This window comes from Streptomyces sp. NBC_01506 (genome assembly GCF_045040295.1).
In the GTDB taxonomy this organism is placed as follows: Bacteria; Actinomycetota; Actinomycetes; order Streptomycetales; family Streptomycetaceae; genus Streptomyces.
This window is the reverse complement of sequence record NZ_CP109422.1, coordinates 2,196,258-2,212,000: the sequence shown is the minus strand read 5'-3', so window position 1 is coordinate 2,212,000 and position 15,743 is coordinate 2,196,258. Positions and strand designations below refer to the sequence as shown.

The following is a 15,743-nucleotide window of genomic DNA, read 5'->3' as shown; positions in this document are numbered from 1 at the left end:
TAGCATCAAGCACCGGCCGGGAGGGCGCTCCTGTCCCTCCCACCGCCGGTCGAAGCTGCCGGAGGTGCCCCATGAGCGCAGAGGCCACCAGCCCTGGTGCCCGCAGCCGCAGGCGCGGCCGTACCAGTATCGACCTCCGCCGGCTCGGCAGGGCGGCGCTGCTGGGCCCCGCGTCCAGGGACCGGCTGCCGGACGCGATCGGCCATGTCGCCGACGCGCACCGCGCGCACCACCCCGACGCCGACCTGCTCGTGCTGGGCAAGGCGTATGTACTCGCCGAGATGTCGCACCGCGGACAGTTCCGCAAGAGCGGCGAACCGTACATCACGCATCCGCTCGCCGTGACCCTGATCCTCGCCGAACTCGGCGCCGAGACCACGACGTTGACCGCGTCACTCCTCCACGACACCGTCGAGGACACGGACGTGACGCTCGATCAGGTCCGCGCGGAGTTCGGCGACGAGGTCTGCTATCTGGTCGACGGTGTGACGAAGCTGGAGAAGGTGGACTACGGCGCCGCCGCCGAGCCCGAGACATTCCGCAAGATGCTGGTCGCCACCGGCAACGATGTCCGGGTGATGTCGATCAAACTCGCCGACCGGCTGCACAACATGCGCACCCTCGGTGTGATGCGGCCGGAGAAGCAGGAACGGATCGCCAAGGTCACCCACGACGTCCTCATCCCGCTCGCCGAACGGCTCGGCGTGCAGGCGCTCAAGACCGAGCTGGAGGACCTGGTCTTCGCGATCCTCCAGCCCGAGGAGTACGAGCGCACCCGCACCGTCATCGCCGACAGGGCCACCGCGGGGCCGGGCCTGGACACCATCGCCGAGGACGTGCGGCGGACGCTTCGCGAGGCCGGCATCACCGCCGAAGTCGTCATCAGGCCGCGGCACTTCCTGTCCGTGCACCGCGCCCGGCTGAAACGCGGCGAGATGCGCGGCACGGACTTCGGCCGCCTCCTCGTCCTGGTCGGTGAGGACGCCGACTGCTACGCCGTGCTCGGTGAGTTGCACACCTGCTTCACACCGGTGATCTCCGAGTTCAAGGACTTCATCGCCGCCCCGAAGTACAACCTGTACCAGTCGCTGCACACGGCGGTCGCCGGCCCCGACGGGGCGGTCGTCGAAGTCCTCATCCGTACGCACCAGATGCACAAGGTCGCCGAGGCCGGTGTGGTCGCGCTGGGCAATCCGTACGCGCCCGTCGACGGGGCCGAACCGGCCGACGGCGAACGCGCCGACCCGACCAGGCCCGGCTGGCTCTCGCGCCTCCTGGAGTGGCAGGAGGCGGCGACCGACCCCGACACGTTCTGGACGACGCTGCGCGCCGATCTCGCCCAGGACCGGGAGATCAGCGTCTTCCTCGCCGACGGCGGCATGCTGGGTCTGCCCGCCGGCGCGACATGTGTGGACGCGGCGTACGCGCAGCACGGCGACGGCGCGCACCACTGCATCGGGGCGCGCGTCAACGGCCGTCTGGCGACGCTGAGTACGGTTCTGGTCGACGGCGACACGGTGCAACTGCTGCTGGCTCACAGCCCCGTTCAGGAGGCCCATGGGGACGGCGACGGCGGCGACCGGGACAGTGACGAGGGCCCCCGGCGCGCGCGGGGCGGTCGTGGACCCGGGCGTGGTCAGGGCCCCGAGCATCCCGACGACGTGCGGGACCCGGCGCGCGGCCTGCCCCAGGACGCCGCTCCCGGACCCTCTCCCGAGTGGCTGGACCACGCCCGTACGCCTGCCGCGCGGATCGCGATCGCCGGGTGGCTCGCCGCGAATCCGCAGAGCCTGAAGGTGCCCGCGGCGCCGCCGCGCCCGCAGGGCGCCGTCACCGCGGGGCGGCGCGGCGTGGCCAACGTCGTGGTGGACGTGCCCGAGGCGAACGTACGGCTGGCCGGCTGCTGTACGCCCGTACCGCCCGACGCCGTCACGGGATTCACCGTCCGGGGCGGCGCCGTCACCGTGCACCGCGCGGAGTGTCCCGCCGTCGGCAGGATGACCGCGCTCGGCCGCGTGCCGGTCGTGGTGAGCTGGGGTGACGAGGCGGCGTGCCGGGTCACGCTGTACGCCGAGTCCTTCGGCCGGCCGCGGCTGCTCGCCGACCTCACCGAGGCCATCGCCACGGCCGGCGCGGCGATCGTGTCGGCCAACGTGGAGCCGCCGAGCGAGCAGCGGGTACGGCATACGTACACGCTCCAACTGCCCGACGCGGCAGGGCTTCCCGGTCTGATGCGCGCCATGCGGGACGTGCCGGGTGTGTTCGACGTACGGCGCGCGCAGCACGAGCCGGCCTCCTGAACGGGCGCGTCGGCACGGCGTACCGCATAACGCGCCCCGAACCCGCCCCGTGAGCCCCGCCCCGTAGCCCCCCGGGATCTCCCGCGAGCCGCGTCACGGCCCGCGCCCGACGGCCCGCCCGCCTCTTTCGGGTGGGCGTGAAGCGCGCCGCCGTCGTACGCCCGCCGCACGCTGGTAGCGGTGGTCCATGCTGTTCACCTCCCACCGGCTGCGCGCCGCCCTGCTGGCCACCGCGTCGGCCACCCTCGTCGCCGCGACGCTCCCCGCCCCCGCCCCGCAGGCGCTCGGCATCGGCGATCCGCTTTTCCCGCACCTGGGCAACCCCGGATACGACGTCCTCGCCTACGACATCGACTTCACCTACCGCGGCGACAACACCAAGCCGCTCGACGCCGTCACCGCGATCGACGCCCGCGCGACGCAGCGTCTGGAGCGCGTCAACCTCGACTTCACCCACGGCAAGGTCCGCTCCGTCGAGGTCGACGGCGCGCGCGCCGACTTCGCGACCGTCGGCGAAGACCTGGTGGTCACGCCGCGTGAGGCCGTCGAGGCGGGCTCTCGGGTACGCGTCACTGTCATCCACACCAGCGACCCGACGGGCGGCAAGGGCGGCTGGGTGCCGACGGCGGACGGCCTTGCGATGGCCAACCAGGCCGACGCCGCGCACCGCGTCTTCCCGGGCAACGACCACCCCGCCGACAAGGCCGCGTTCACCTTCCGTGTCACCGCGCCCAGTGAGCTGACCGTCGTGGCCAACGGACTTCCGGTGGCGAAGACCCGCCACGGTGCCACCACCACCTGGACGTACGGCAGCCGTCACCCCATGGCCACCGAGCTGGCGCAGGTGTCCATCGGCGACTCGGCCGTGGTGCACCGCGAGGGGCCGCACGGACTGCCCCTGCGCGACGTGGTCCCGGCGGCCGACCGCGCGGAGCTGGAGCCGTGGCTGGCGAAGACGCCGGGCCAGTTGGAGTGGATGGAGCGGCAGGTCGGGCGGTATCCGTTCGAGACGTACGGCATCCTCGTCGCCGGTGCCGAGACCGGATTCGAGCTGGAGACACAGACGCTGTCGCTGTTCGAGCGTTCGCTGTTCACCCGGTCCGCGTACCCGCGGTGGTACGTCGAATCGGTCATGGTCCATGAGCTGGCGCACCAGTGGTTCGGCGACAGCGTCTCACCGCGCGCGTGGTCGGACCTGTGGCTCAACGAGGGGCACGCGAGCTGGTACGAGGCGCTGTACGCGCAGGAGCACGCGGACAAGCCGCTGGAGGAGCGCATGCGCGAGGCGTACCGGCTGTCCGACGGCTGGCGCGCGGCGGGCGGACCGCCGGCCGCTCCGGAGCCCCCGGCGCCCGGCCGGCAGATCAGCCTCTTCCGGCCGGTGGTGTACGACGGCAGCGCCCTGGTGCTCTACGCGCTGCGCCAGGAGATCGGCGAGGGCGAGTTCCGGCGGCTGGAGCGGGACTGGGTGCGCGACCACCGGGACGGGACGGCGACCACGGCGGACTTCACGAGGCTGGCGTCGGACATCGCGGGGCGTGACCTGTCGGACTTCTTCGAGGGGTGGCTGTACGGGCGTAGGACCCCGCCCATGCCGGGGCACCCGGACTGGACGAGCACGGCGGCGAAGTAGGGCGCGGGAGGGGCCGCGCGGGAGGAGCGCGGGAAGGGGACCGTGAAACCCACATGACGGTCCCGGCCGGGTCGTGCCACCATCAAGGGGTCGGCGGCGCTGCCAGGACCGGTACTCCGGGACGGGAACGCCAGGACCGTGACGCCGGGAATCAATCCGGATCGTTACGCGTTGTGACCGATGTGGGTGGGCAGTCTGTCCACGCCCGAACATTCTCTTCGACGTAAGGATCCAATGACCTCCTCTTCTTCCCCTTCCCAGGACGAGCAGATCTCCGCGGACCCCCGCACGGAAAGCCTTCGGGCCGATGCCCTGATGGAAGAGGACGTCGCCTGGAGCCAAGAGATCGACGGAAACCGGGACGGCGATCAGTTCGACCGTTCCGACCGCGCGGCGCTACGGCGCGTGGCGGGCCTCTCCACCGAGCTCGAGGACGTCACCGAGGTCGAGTACCGACAGTTGCGCCTGGAGCGCGTGGTGCTGGTCGGCGTCTGGGTCTCGGGGACCGTGCGGGAAGCCGAGAATTCGCTCGCCGAGCTGGCGGCGCTGGCCGAGACGGCCGGCGCGCTGGTGCTCGACGGAGTCATCCAGCGCCGTGACAAGCCCGACCCGGCCACATACATCGGCTCGGGCAAGGCGCGCGAGCTGTACGACCTGGTGCTGGAGACCGGCGCGGACACGGTCGTCTGCGACGGTGAGCTCAGCCCCGGCCAGCTCATCCACCTCGAGGATGTCGTCAAGGTCAAGGTCGTGGACCGTACGGCCCTGATCCTGGACATCTTCGCCCAGCACGCCAAGTCCCGGGAGGGCAAGGCACAGGTCGCGCTGGCCCAGATGCAATACATGCTGCCGAGGCTGCGCGGCTGGGGTCAGTCGCTGTCCCGGCAGATGGGTGGCGGCGGCGGTGGCGGCATGGCCACGCGTGGCCCCGGTGAGACGAAGATCGAGACGGACCGGCGCCGGATCCGCGAGAAGATGGCGAAGATGCGCCGGGAGATCGTGGAGATGAAGACCGGCCGCGAGATCAAGCGGCAGGAGCGCCGGCGCCACAAGGTGCCGTCGGTCGCGATCGCCGGGTATACGAACGCGGGGAAGTCCTCGCTGCTCAACCGCCTCACCGGCGCGGGCGTCCTGGTGGAGAACTCCCTGTTCGCCACCCTGGACCCGACCGTGCGCCGGGCCGAGACACCGAGCGGCAGGATCTACACGCTGGCGGACACCGTCGGGTTCGTGCGGCATCTGCCGCACCACCTCGTGGAGGCGTTCCGCTCGACCATGGAGGAGGTCGGAGACTCCGATCTGATCCTGCATGTGGTCGACGGCTCGCATCCCGCCCCGGAGGAGCAACTGGCCGCCGTGCGTGAGGTGATCCGCGATGTGGGCGCGGTGGACGTCCGCGAGATCGTGGTGATCAACAAGGCCGACGCGGCGGACCCGGAGGTCCTTCAGCGGCTGCTGCGGATGGAGCGGCACGCGATCGCCGTATCGGCGCGGACCGGTGCCGGGATGGCGGAGCTGCTGGCGCTCATCGACACCGAGCTGCCCAGGCCGGCGATCACGGTCGAGGCGCTGGTGCCGTACACGGACGGCGGTCTGGTCTCGCGGGTGCACGCCGAGGGTGAGGTGCTGTCCGAGGAGCACACCCCGGAGGGCACCCTGCTGAAGGCGCAGGTCCATGAGGAGCTGGCCTCGGCGCTCGCTGTGTACGTGCCTGTCCCCGCGGTCGGCTGACCGCACCGCACCGCACCGGACCGGACAGCACCGCACCGCTTGCACGCGTGACGCGACGCGTTCATGCCGGAAGGCCCGCCCTCTCCACACGAGGGGGCGGGCCTTCTGCCGTACCGGCCGCAGGGCGTTACTGGTCCGCGAACTTGTCACTCATCATCGTGTAGAGCTGCTGGGCGCCCTCGCCGAGCCGGGGACCGGCCAGCCAGCCCGAAGTGACCGGGCCGATCGAGGTGTTGGAGACCAGCACCGACGTGCCGTCCGGTCCGGCCGCGAACCAGCCGCCGCCGGAGGAACCACCGGTCATGGAGCAGCCGATGCGCCACATTGTGGGCGTACCGGTGGCGATCGACAGCCGGCCGGCGTTGTCGACGCACTTGTGCATGATCAGCCCGTCGTACGGCGGGGCCGCGGGGTAACCCCACGCTCCCAGGCTGCCGATGCCGCTCGCCTCAGGGGCGTCGAAGTCGACGTCGAGGGCCGCGCCGACCGTCTCCTCCAGCGACTTGCCGCCGTTCTCCGGGGTGACGTGCATGACCGAGTAGTCGTACGCCGCTCCGTCGCCGCCGGTCGGGCCGCCGTCGCTGATCCACTCGTTGGAGGTGGCGACCCAGTCGGCCCAGTACTGCCCGTACGGGGCGATCTCCTGCGGCTGCGCGTTCCGCAGCTCGTCCGCGGGCTTGCCCGTGTTGTTGTAGGCGGGGACGAACATGATGTTGCGGTACCAGCCGCCGCCCGCGCCCGCGTGGACGCAGTGGCCCGCGGTCCACACCAGGTTGGACTTGCCGGGGTTCTTCGGGTCCTTGACCACCGTGGCCGAGCAGACCATCGGGCCCTCGGGGGAGTCGAAGAAGACCTTCCCGACCGGCGCCGCGTGATCGGTGTACGGCGTCTTCTCCGGCTCCGCCTGGACCGGCGTCGGCTCGGGGTCGGTGACGTCCTGGTCGCCGGAGATGTCACCGGCGGCCAGGGTCTTCGTCGGCGACTTCGCCGTCTTCATCCGCTCGGGCTTCCACAGGTCTTCGATGACCGGGTTGACGAAGTCCTTGGCGCTGCGCAGCCACTTGTCCTTGTCCCAGTTCTTCCACTCACCGTCCTTCCACTTCTCCGGGTCGACACCGTGTTCCTTGAGCCGGTCGGCCAGATCCGCGGGTATCCCCTTGACCGCCTCGTCGGCGGCGGGAGTTGAGGCGGCGGGCTTGTCGGCGGCCTTGTCCTCGCTCTCGCCGCCACAGGCCGTCGCCGTCAGCGCGAGGGCCGCGACGAGGCTGGCGGCAGTCAGCAGCGGACGTATCGATCGCATAAAAAACGTTCCCCCTGAAAGCACTTGAGTCGCTTGCCATGAACGTGTCACGCCACAAGGTGGCCCTCAGACGGACCATCGTGCGGTGACCTCACTGTGCGCCGCCCGTTGCGGCCGCCCGTTCTCGAGATCGTTGAGCAGGGGCGTACCGGTGGACGGGCGTGGAGTGCGGTCCACATGCGCGTCGGGCACATGGACCGCACACCGGTGGTCCTACTGGTCGGCGTACTTCTCGCTGACCGCTTCGTAGATGCCCTTGGCCTCGTCACCGAGACGCGGGCCCGCGAGCCAGCCCGCGGTCACCGGGCCGATCGAGGTGTTCGACACCAGGGCGGGCTTGCCGTCCTGACCATTCGCGATCCAGCCGCCCCCGGACGAACCGCCGGTCATCGTGCAGCCGATGCGGTGCATCGTCGGGTCCTGGGCGTTGATGGACAGCCGGCCCGGCTTGTCGTCGCACTGGAAAAGCTTCTGACCGTCGAACGGCGGCGCCTCCGGATAGCCGGTCGCCGTCATCGCATCGATCTCCGGCGTGGCCGGAGCGTTGAAGTCGACCGGCAGCGCGGCGCCGACGGTCTCCTCCAGCGACTTGCCGTCACCGCCCTTCTCGGGGGTCACGTGGATCACCGCGAAGTCGAACGGGGCGCCCAGACCGCCCGTCGCCGCTCCCTCGGAGATCCACTCCTCGGAGGTCTGCGCCCACTCGCCCCACCAGATGCCGTGCGGGGCGATCTCTTCCTTGGCGGCGCGCTCCAACTCGGAGATCGCCAAGTCGCTGTTGTTGTACGACGGGACGAACGCGATGTTCCGGTACCAGCCGCCGCTCTTGCCCGCGTGCACGCAATGGCCCGCCGTCCACACCATGTTGGACTTGCCGGGGTTGGCGGGGTCCTTCACCACCGTCGCCGAGCAGACCATCGAGCCGTCGGGCCCGTCGAAGAACAGCTTGCCCGCCTCGGGCACGTCACCGTCGTACGGCGCGCTCACCGCCGTCGCCTCCACCGGCTGCGGGGTCGGGTCGGTGACACCCGCGTCGCCGGAGATGTCCTCCTCCTCGACCGGCTTGTCGGGTTCTTCGGCGTCCCGCATCCGGTCCGGGTCCCAGAGGTCCTCGATGATCGGGTTGACGTAGTCCCGTGCCTCACGGAGCCACTTGTCCTTGTCCCAGTTCTTCCATTCGCCGTCCCTCCACTTGTCCAGGTCGATCCCGCGCTCCTTGAGGCGGTCCTGGAGATCGGACGGAATGGTGATCTTGTCGCCGGAGGACTCGTTCGACGAACCGCTCGGTTTGTCGCCCGCGTTCGTCTCGTCGGTGGGTCCGCAGGCGGTGGCCGTCAGTGCGAGCGCCGCCGCGAGGGAGGCGACCACGACAGCGGGAGAGCGTCGCCGCGTGCTCCCCTCGCGGCGAGTGGTGAACGGTGGGCGAATGGCTCGCATGTCGGGATCCCCCTGGGACTTCGGAACTGTTCTGAACTGACGGATCAACTGGATCGACCCGGACGAATCGACCCGGCCGTGCTGACCGGAGCCGGAAGTCGGCCCCCACTATGCCGGTGCCGATGGGGACGGCCGACGGCAGGGCCCCGGTTCCGCCGCCGAAGGATCTTCCGGTCGGCCGTGATCCCGGGCGCTCGCCGTCGTTGGTACCTACGGGGGGACTCGACGCCGGCGTTCACCATGTGCGCCGCGGTGCTCGACCCGCCGCGTCGACGTGTGACGTAACCGTTCCCGCGGGAGGACCGACAGCCGTGGCCGTGACCGAAGTTCCTCCACCGGTGCCGCTCGTCGCACCCGGCGGCGCCCTTGCGCCCGGTCCGGGGACCGCCGCCGCGACGACCGCCGAAACGACCCGGCGGAAAGACCACCGGACGGCGATCGCACCGGCGCACCGACCCGGCGCATTGACCCGGCGCCCTCACCAGGAAGTCCTCCCGTGAACCCCATCCCCGCCCCCGCCCCCACCTGCGACACACCCGGGATCGTCGGCCGCCCCGCCACCCAGGACCCCGGACCGGCCGCCCCGCACGACCCGGCGACGGCCGGACCCGTGTCGAGCAGCCCGCCCACGGTGCCCCGCCAAATGCCCCCGGGCACCGAGGTGTTCGCGGACCTCCGGACACCGGGCACACCCGCCGGCACCCCGGTGGCCGATGCGGCGGTGGCCGAACAGCTCGATCCTCTCGACGATCCGGACCCGTGGAAGGCCGCGGACGCCGCGTCCGTGGAGAACCTGCTGCGCTGCTGGATCAGGGAGAGCAACGTCCCCCGCCCGGACGGGAACACGCTCAGGATCCCGCTCGACGCGAGCGGCACCGCCCTGCTCGTCCCCGTGCGCTACTGGTCGGCCACCGGCTGGCACCGCTTCGGCCCGCCCCTCCTGGAGAGCGCGGGACCGCACGCCCCGGCCGTCGACGCCGTCACCGTCGCCGCGCTCCTCAGCCGCGAGTTCGGTCACAGCCACGGCGCCGAACTCGTCGCCAGAGTCGCCGACTCCGCCCGCCGCACCGCCGACTTCCTCACCGACCGCAGAACGGACCCCGGACCGGCCGGCACCGATCTCTTCCTCACCGCCGAACAGTCCCTCCTCCTCGGTCACCCCATGCACCCCACACCCAAGAGCCGCGAGGGGCTCTCGGACACCGAGCACCGCCATTTCTCACCCGAACTGCGTGGCTCCTTCCCTCTCCACTGGATGGCCGTCGACCGGTCCGTACTCGCCACCGACTCGGCCTGGACCGAGCAGGGCCGCGCCGTCCACGCCGAGCAGCTCACCACCCGTCTCGCCGGAGATCTGGCACTGCCCGACCACACCGTCCCGCTGCCGCTGCATCCTTGGCAGGCACGCGAGTTGACCCACCGCCCCGCCGTACGCGCACTGCTTGACGCCGGCCTGCTCCACGACCTGGGCCCGCACGGCGATCACTGGTACCCCACCTCCTCGGTCCGCACGGTGCACCGGACCGGTGCACCCGCCATGCTCAAGCTGTCCCTCGGCGTACGCATCACCAACTCCCGTCGCGAGAACCTGCGTAAGGAACTCCACCGCGGCGTCGAGGTCCACCGGCTGCTGCGCGGCGGCCTCGCCCAGCAGTTGCGCGCCGCGCATCCCGGCTTCGACATCGTGCGCGACCCCGCCTGGCTCGCCGTCGACACACCCGACGGTGCGCCGATCGCCGGGCTCGACGTGATGCTGCGCCACAACCCGTTCCGCGCCGACAACGACGCCGTCTGCGTGGCGGGCCTCGTCACCCCCCGCCCCTGGCCCGGCCGGAGCGGTATGTACTCCCGCCTCGCCGAGATCGTGGCCGGCCTCGTCGCCCGCACCGGCCGGCCCGTCGGCGCGGTCGCCGCGGAGTGGTTCCTGCGCTATCTCGACCACGTCGTACGCCCGGTGCTCTGGCTCGACGCCACGGCCGGCGTCGCTCTGGAAGCACATCAGCAGAACACTCTGGTGATCCTCGATCCCGACGGCTGGCCCGTCGGCGGACGCTACCGCGACAACCAGGGCTACTACTTCCGCGAATCCCACCGCGACGCGCTCGACCGCCGTCTCCCCGACATCGGCAGGGTCAGCGACACCTTCGTGCCCGACGACGTCACCGACGAGCGCTTCGCCTACTACCTCGGCATCAACAACGTCCTCGGCCTGATCGGGGCGTTCGGCTCCCAGCGGCTCGCCGACGAACGCGTACTGATCGCCGCCTTCCGCCAGTTCCTCACCCGCGCCTCGACGCTCGGCTCACCGCTGCCCGGCCAACTCCTGGAGGCGACCTCCCTGCGCTGCAAGGCCAACCTGCTCACCCGACTGCGTGGCCTGGACGAACTCGTCGGCCCGGTCGACACCCAGTCCGTCTACGTCACCATCACCAACCCCCTTCGCCATTGACCGCACCTGCCCGTCCGAACTGCCGAGAGGAGACCGCCACCGTGCCTCCCAGCGACGCGAGCACCGACATCGACATCGACACCGACACCGGAACCGGCCCCGGCCCGCACCTCGTCGGGAGTGCCGAGGACACCGTCGACCTGCGGCTGACCGACGACGTCCTCGCGCTGTTGGCGCAAGGAGGGCCCGTGGTGGCCGGCGCCCCACCGCCGGACGGCGCCCGCGAGTCCGCCCTGCTCGATTCCCCCACCGGGTGGGGCGCGGCCGGCACATCCGCCGGTGTCTTCCAGCTCGTCCCCGTACGACTGGATCGCGATCTGGCCCTCGTCAGCCGCTGGATGAACGATCCCGCCGTCGCCGCCTTCTGGGAGCTGGCGGGAGCCGAGGCCGTCACCGCCGAGCATCTGCGCACCCAACTGCGCGGCGACGGGCGTAGCGTCCCCTGCCTGGGTGTCCTCGACGGTGTCCCCATGAGCTATTGGGAGCTCTACCGCGCCGATCTCGATCCGCTCGCCCGTCATTACCCCGCCCGTCCCCATGACACCGGCCTCCATCTCCTCATCGGCGGTGTGGCCGACCGCGGTCGCGGTGTCGGCACCACCCTCCTCCGAGCTGTCTCCAACCTTGTCCTCGACCACCGGCCGCACTGCGGCCGGGTCGTCGCCGAACCGGACCTGCGCAACACCCCCTCCGTCTCCGCCTTTCTCGGCGCCGGCTTCCGCTTCTCCGCGGAGATCGACCTCCCCGGCAAACGAGCCGCCCTCATGATCCGCGAACGAGCCCTGCGAGACCTGCTGTGAACGACCCGCTGCTTTCCATACACCGCACGATCCACATCGGTTCCGTCCCGAGGAGTCCCTGTGCCGACATCCGAGACCACACGCGCTTCCGCCACCACCGGCAGCGGTCACACCAGCACCAGCACCAGCCCCAGTCCCCGGCCCACCACCGGTAGCACCGCAGCCAAGGACTCGGCCCCCACCGTCCCCGCCCTCGCTCCCCTCTTCACCCCACCCGAGCTGACCCCACAGCTCTGGGCCGCGGCCGCCGCCCGCCTCCTCGCCAAACTCCTCGGTGAATTCGCGTACGAGGAGATCATCGAGCCCGTCGCACGGGCCGCCGCCAACGGCGAGGCACCCGACCGCTACACGCTCGCGCTCGACGACGGCACCCCCCTCACCTTCACCGCCCGGCGCGGCGCCTACGGGAGCTGGCGCGTCGACCCGAACTCCGTCGAGCACGCGGGCCGGCCCTTCCGCGACCCCCTGCGCTTCCTCGTCCTCGCGCGCCGCCTCCTCGCGATCGACGGCGCCACCCTCGGCCACGTCCTGCGCGAGCTGAACGCCACGCTCGTCGCCGACGCCAGGATCGACGGCACCGCCCTCACCGCGGCCCAGCTCGCCGACCTCGACTACGCCGACCTCGAAGGGCACCAGACCGGCCACCCCTGGCTCATACTCAACAAGGGCCGCATAGGTTTCTCCGCCACCGACGCCACCCGCTGGGCACCCGAGTCCCGCACGCCCTCCCAACTGCCCTGGATAGCGGTCAGCACCTCCCTCGCCACCTACCGGGGCGTCCCCTCCCTCGCCTCTCCCGGCCTGCTCTACGGCTCCGAGCTCGACGCCGCGACCCGCGAAGGCTTCGCCGCCACGCTCCGCTCCCGGGGCCTCGACCCGGACACGTACCTCTATCTCCCCGTACATCCCTGGCAGTGGGACGAAACGCTTCTGCCGCTCTACGCCGCCGAGATCGCCGGCGGCGCGATCGTCGCGCTCCCCACCGACGGCGACGTCAGACTGCCGCAGCAGTCCATCCGTACGTTCCTCAACACCACCCGGCCCGACCGGCACACGGTGAAACTGTCGCTGTCCATCCTCAACACCCTGGTCTGGCGCGGTCTGCCCACCGAACGCACGCTGGCAGCTCCGGCCGTCACCGCCTGGATGCGCGGACTCTACGACGCGGACCCCTTCCTCCATGACGAATGCGGAGTGATCCTGCTCGGCGAAGTGGCGTCGGTGACGGTGATTCACCCGCTCTACGACCACCTTCCCGAGGTCCCGTACCAGTACAGGGAACTCCTCGGCGCGATCTGGCGTGAACCCCTCCCGCCCAGACTCGCCCCGGGCGAACGCGCCCGGACCCTCGCCTCACTCCTGCACACCGATCCGAACGGCCGCTCCTTCACCGCCGAACTCGTCGAACGCTCCGGGCTCCCGGCCGAGGTCTGGCTCCGCAGACTCTTCGCCGCGCTGCTGCCGCCCCTGCTTCGCTTCCTCTACCGCTACGGCACCGTCTTCTCCCCGCACGGGGAGAACGCCGTCGTCGTCTTCGACGAGAAGGATGTCCCCGTCCGCCTCGCGATCAAGGACTTCGTGGACGACGTGAACATCAGCGCCCGGCCGCTGCCGGAGCTGGCGGCGATGCCTCAGGAGGTCAGGGACACCCTCCTTACCGAAGATCCGTCGTTCCTCACCCAGTTCATCCACTCCGGGCTTTTCGTCGGTGTCTTCCGCTTCCTCGCACCGCTGTGCCAGGAACAACTGGACGTACCGGAGCGGACGTTCTGGTCACTCGTCCGGGCCGAAATCCTGCGCCACCAAGCCCGGTTCCCCGAACTCAAGGACCGCTTCGAGACTTTCGACCTGCTCACGCCCCGTATCGCGCGGCTGTGTCTCAACCGCAACCGGCTTCATCTCGACGGATACCGCGACCGCGCGGACCGCCCGCACGCCGCTGTGCACGGGACGGTGCCCAATCCGCTCGCCCTGCCGGTGGACGGTGGGAGCGGGACGTGACCACCGTTGTCAGTGGGGAGCCGTAGGGTGGTCGGGCTATGACGAAGCCATCTCTCTCCGAGCTCCTCCATGCCGCCGTCACCGCTGTCGGCGGTGTGGAACGGCCAGGCCAGGTCACCATGGCCGAAGCCGTCGCGGAGGTCATCGACGACAACTCCCATCTGCTCGTGCAGGCCGGCACCGGCACCGGAAAGTCACTCGGCTATCTGGTGCCGGCCCTGGCGCACGGCGAGCGTGTCGTGGTGGCCACCGCGACCCTGGCCCTGCAACGGCAGCTCGTGGAGCGTGACCTCCCACGGACGGTCGACGCGCTGAGCCCCCTGCTGGGGCGGCGGCCCGAGTACGCCATGCTCAAGGGCCGTTCCAACTACCTGTGTCTGCATCGCCTCAACGAAGGCGTGCCGCAGGAAGAGGAGGACGGACTTTTCGACCAGTTCGAGGCCGCGGTGCCCTCGAGCAAGCTCGGCAAGGACCTGCTGAGGATGCGGGACTGGGCGGACGAGACGCAGACCGGCGACCGCGACAATCTCACACCGGGTGTCTCCGACCGGGCGTGGGCACAGATCTCCGTGTCGTCCCGTGAGTGCCTGGGCGCGACGAAGTGTGCGTACGGCGCCGAGTGCTTCGCGGAGATGGCGCGCGAGCGGGCCAAGCTCGCCGACGTCGTGATCACCAACCACGCGCTCCTGGCCATCGACGCCATCGAGGGCGCCCCTGTCGTCCCGCAGCACGAGGTGCTGATCGTCGACGAGGCGCACGAGCTGGTGTCGCGGGTGACCGGGGTCGCCACCGGCGAGCTCACCCCCGGCCAGGTCAACCGCGCGGTGCGCCGTGCGGCCAAGCTGGTCAACGAGAAGGCGGCCGACTCGCTCCAGACGGCCTCCGAGACCTTCGAGCGGCTGATGGAGCTGGCCCTGCCCGGCAGGCTCGAAGAGATCCCCGAAGACCTCGGCTACGCGCTGATGGCGTTGCGTGACGCCGCGCGTACGGTCATCTCGGCGCTGGGCGCCACCCGCGACAAGTCAGTCCAGGACGAGGACGCCGTACGCAAGCAGGCTCTCGCGTCCGTCGAGTCCATCCACAGCGTCGCCGAGCGGATCGCCAACGGCAGCGAGTGGGACGTGGTCTGGTACGAGCGGCACGACCGGTTCGGCGCGTCTTTGCGGGTCGCTCCGCTCTCCGTCTCCGGCCTGCTGCGGGAGAAGCTTTTCAACGAGCGTTCGGTGGTCCTGACCTCCGCCACCCTCAAGCTCGGCGGGGATTTCAACGGTGTCGGCGCGTCCCTGGGCCTGGCCCCCGAGGGGACCGAGGGGGAGGACGTCCCGCAGTGGAAGGGCATCGACGTCGGTTCGCCCTTCGACTATCCCAAGCAGGGCATTCTCTATGTCGCACGGCATCTGTCCCCGCCCGGCCGGGAGGGTTCGCGCGGCGACATGATGGACGAGCTCGCGGAGCTGGTCGAGGCCGCGGGCGGCCGTACGCTCGGACTGTTCTCCTCGATGCGCGCCGCCCAGGCCGCCGCCGAGGAACTGCGCGGCAGGCTCGACACGCCGATCCTGCTTCAAGGGGAGGAAACCCTCGGCGAGTTGATCAAGGCGTTCGCGGCCGATCCCGCGACGTGTCTGTTCGGCACGCTCTCGCTCTGGCAGGGCGTGGACGTCCCCGGGCCGAGTTCGCAGCTTGTGGTGATGGACCGGATTCCGTTCCCGCGTCCCGACGATCCACTGATGAGCGCGCGCCAGAAGGCGGTCGAGGAGGCCGGCGGCAACGGCTTCATGGCCGTGGCGGCCACACATGCCGCCCTGCTGATGGCCCAGGGTGCGGGCAGGCTGGTCCGCGCTTCGGGGGACCGGGGTGTCGTGGCCGTCCTTGACCCCCGGCTGGCGAACGCGCGGTACGGCAGCTATCTACGGGCCTCGATGCCCGATTTCTGGTACACGACGGATCGCAACCAGGCCCGCCGCTCGCTGGCCGCGATCGACGCACGGGCCAAGGCGGAGGGCCGGTAGCCGCGCAGGGCCCCACGTCAGGACGGCCGACGGCCGGGAGCGCCGGTCGCCGGACGACCCCGCGAGGGCCTGAGGCGGGCACA

The 15,743-nt window shown here is 70.9% G+C and carries 9 protein-coding genes; 7 read left to right on the top strand and 2 right to left on the bottom strand.

Features of this window, described 5'->3' with window-relative positions; genetic code table 11:
* Positions 1–71 precede the first annotated feature (71 nt).
* The 3 genes from OG329_RS09140 (at position 72) to hflX (ending at position 5,664) form a co-directional block, all read left to right on the top strand.
* Entirely contained in the window at positions 72–2,300 is a 2,229-nt protein-coding gene (locus tag OG329_RS09140; RefSeq protein ID WP_405793996.1) for a RelA/SpoT family protein, read from the top strand.
* A gap of 187 nt (positions 2,301–2,487) precedes the next feature.
* Positions 2,488–3,933: a M1 family metallopeptidase gene (locus OG329_RS09135; RefSeq protein WP_405793995.1), complete on the top strand. Its 1,446-nt coding sequence runs from the start codon at positions 2,488–2,490 to the stop codon at positions 3,931–3,933.
* A 234-nt stretch (positions 3,934–4,167) separates the two neighbouring features.
* Positions 4,168–5,664 (top strand): GTPase HflX, encoded by a 1,497-nt coding sequence (gene hflX, locus OG329_RS09130; protein ID WP_405793994.1) that lies wholly within the window; start codon positions 4,168–4,170, stop codon positions 5,662–5,664.
* A gap of 127 nt (positions 5,665–5,791) precedes the next feature.
* Here hflX and OG329_RS09125 read toward each other — a convergent pair whose 3' ends face one another.
* Both OG329_RS09125 and OG329_RS09120 read right to left on the bottom strand, forming a co-directional pair.
* Positions 5,792–6,964 carry a trypsin-like serine peptidase gene (locus tag OG329_RS09125; RefSeq protein ID WP_405793993.1) on the bottom strand — a complete coding sequence of 391 codons (1,173 nt, stop codon included), beginning with the start codon at positions 6,962–6,964 and terminating at the stop codon, positions 5,792–5,794.
* Positions 6,965–7,177: 213 nt separating this feature from the next.
* The gene (locus OG329_RS09120; protein ID WP_405793991.1) at positions 7,178–8,401 is read right to left on the bottom strand and encodes a trypsin-like serine peptidase; all 1,224 of its coding nucleotides are present in this window, start codon (positions 8,399–8,401) and stop codon (positions 7,178–7,180) included.
* A 496-nt stretch (positions 8,402–8,897) separates the two neighbouring features.
* On the opposite strand from OG329_RS09120, the gene OG329_RS09115 reads away from it, so the two are divergent.
* The 4 genes from OG329_RS09115 to OG329_RS09100 all read left to right on the top strand — a co-directional run bounded on the left by OG329_RS09115 (position 8,898) and on the right by OG329_RS09100 (position 15,660).
* A complete protein-coding gene (locus OG329_RS09115; protein WP_405793990.1) occupies positions 8,898–10,850 on the top strand; it encodes an IucA/IucC family protein in 1,953 nt (650 codons plus the stop codon).
* A 41-nt stretch (positions 10,851–10,891) separates the two neighbouring features.
* The gene (locus tag OG329_RS09110; RefSeq protein WP_405793989.1) at positions 10,892–11,650 is read left to right on the top strand and encodes a GNAT family N-acetyltransferase; all 759 of its coding nucleotides are present in this window, start codon (positions 10,892–10,894) and stop codon (positions 11,648–11,650) included.
* 219 nt (positions 11,651–11,869) lie between these two features.
* Entirely contained in the window at positions 11,870–13,651 is a 1,782-nt protein-coding gene (locus tag OG329_RS09105; RefSeq protein WP_405801721.1) for an IucA/IucC family protein, read from the top strand.
* Between the two features lie 38 nt (positions 13,652–13,689).
* Positions 13,690–15,660 (top strand): ATP-dependent DNA helicase, encoded by a 1,971-nt coding sequence (locus tag OG329_RS09100; protein ID WP_405793988.1) that lies wholly within the window; start codon positions 13,690–13,692, stop codon positions 15,658–15,660.
* Positions 15,661–15,743: the final 83 nt, after the last annotated feature.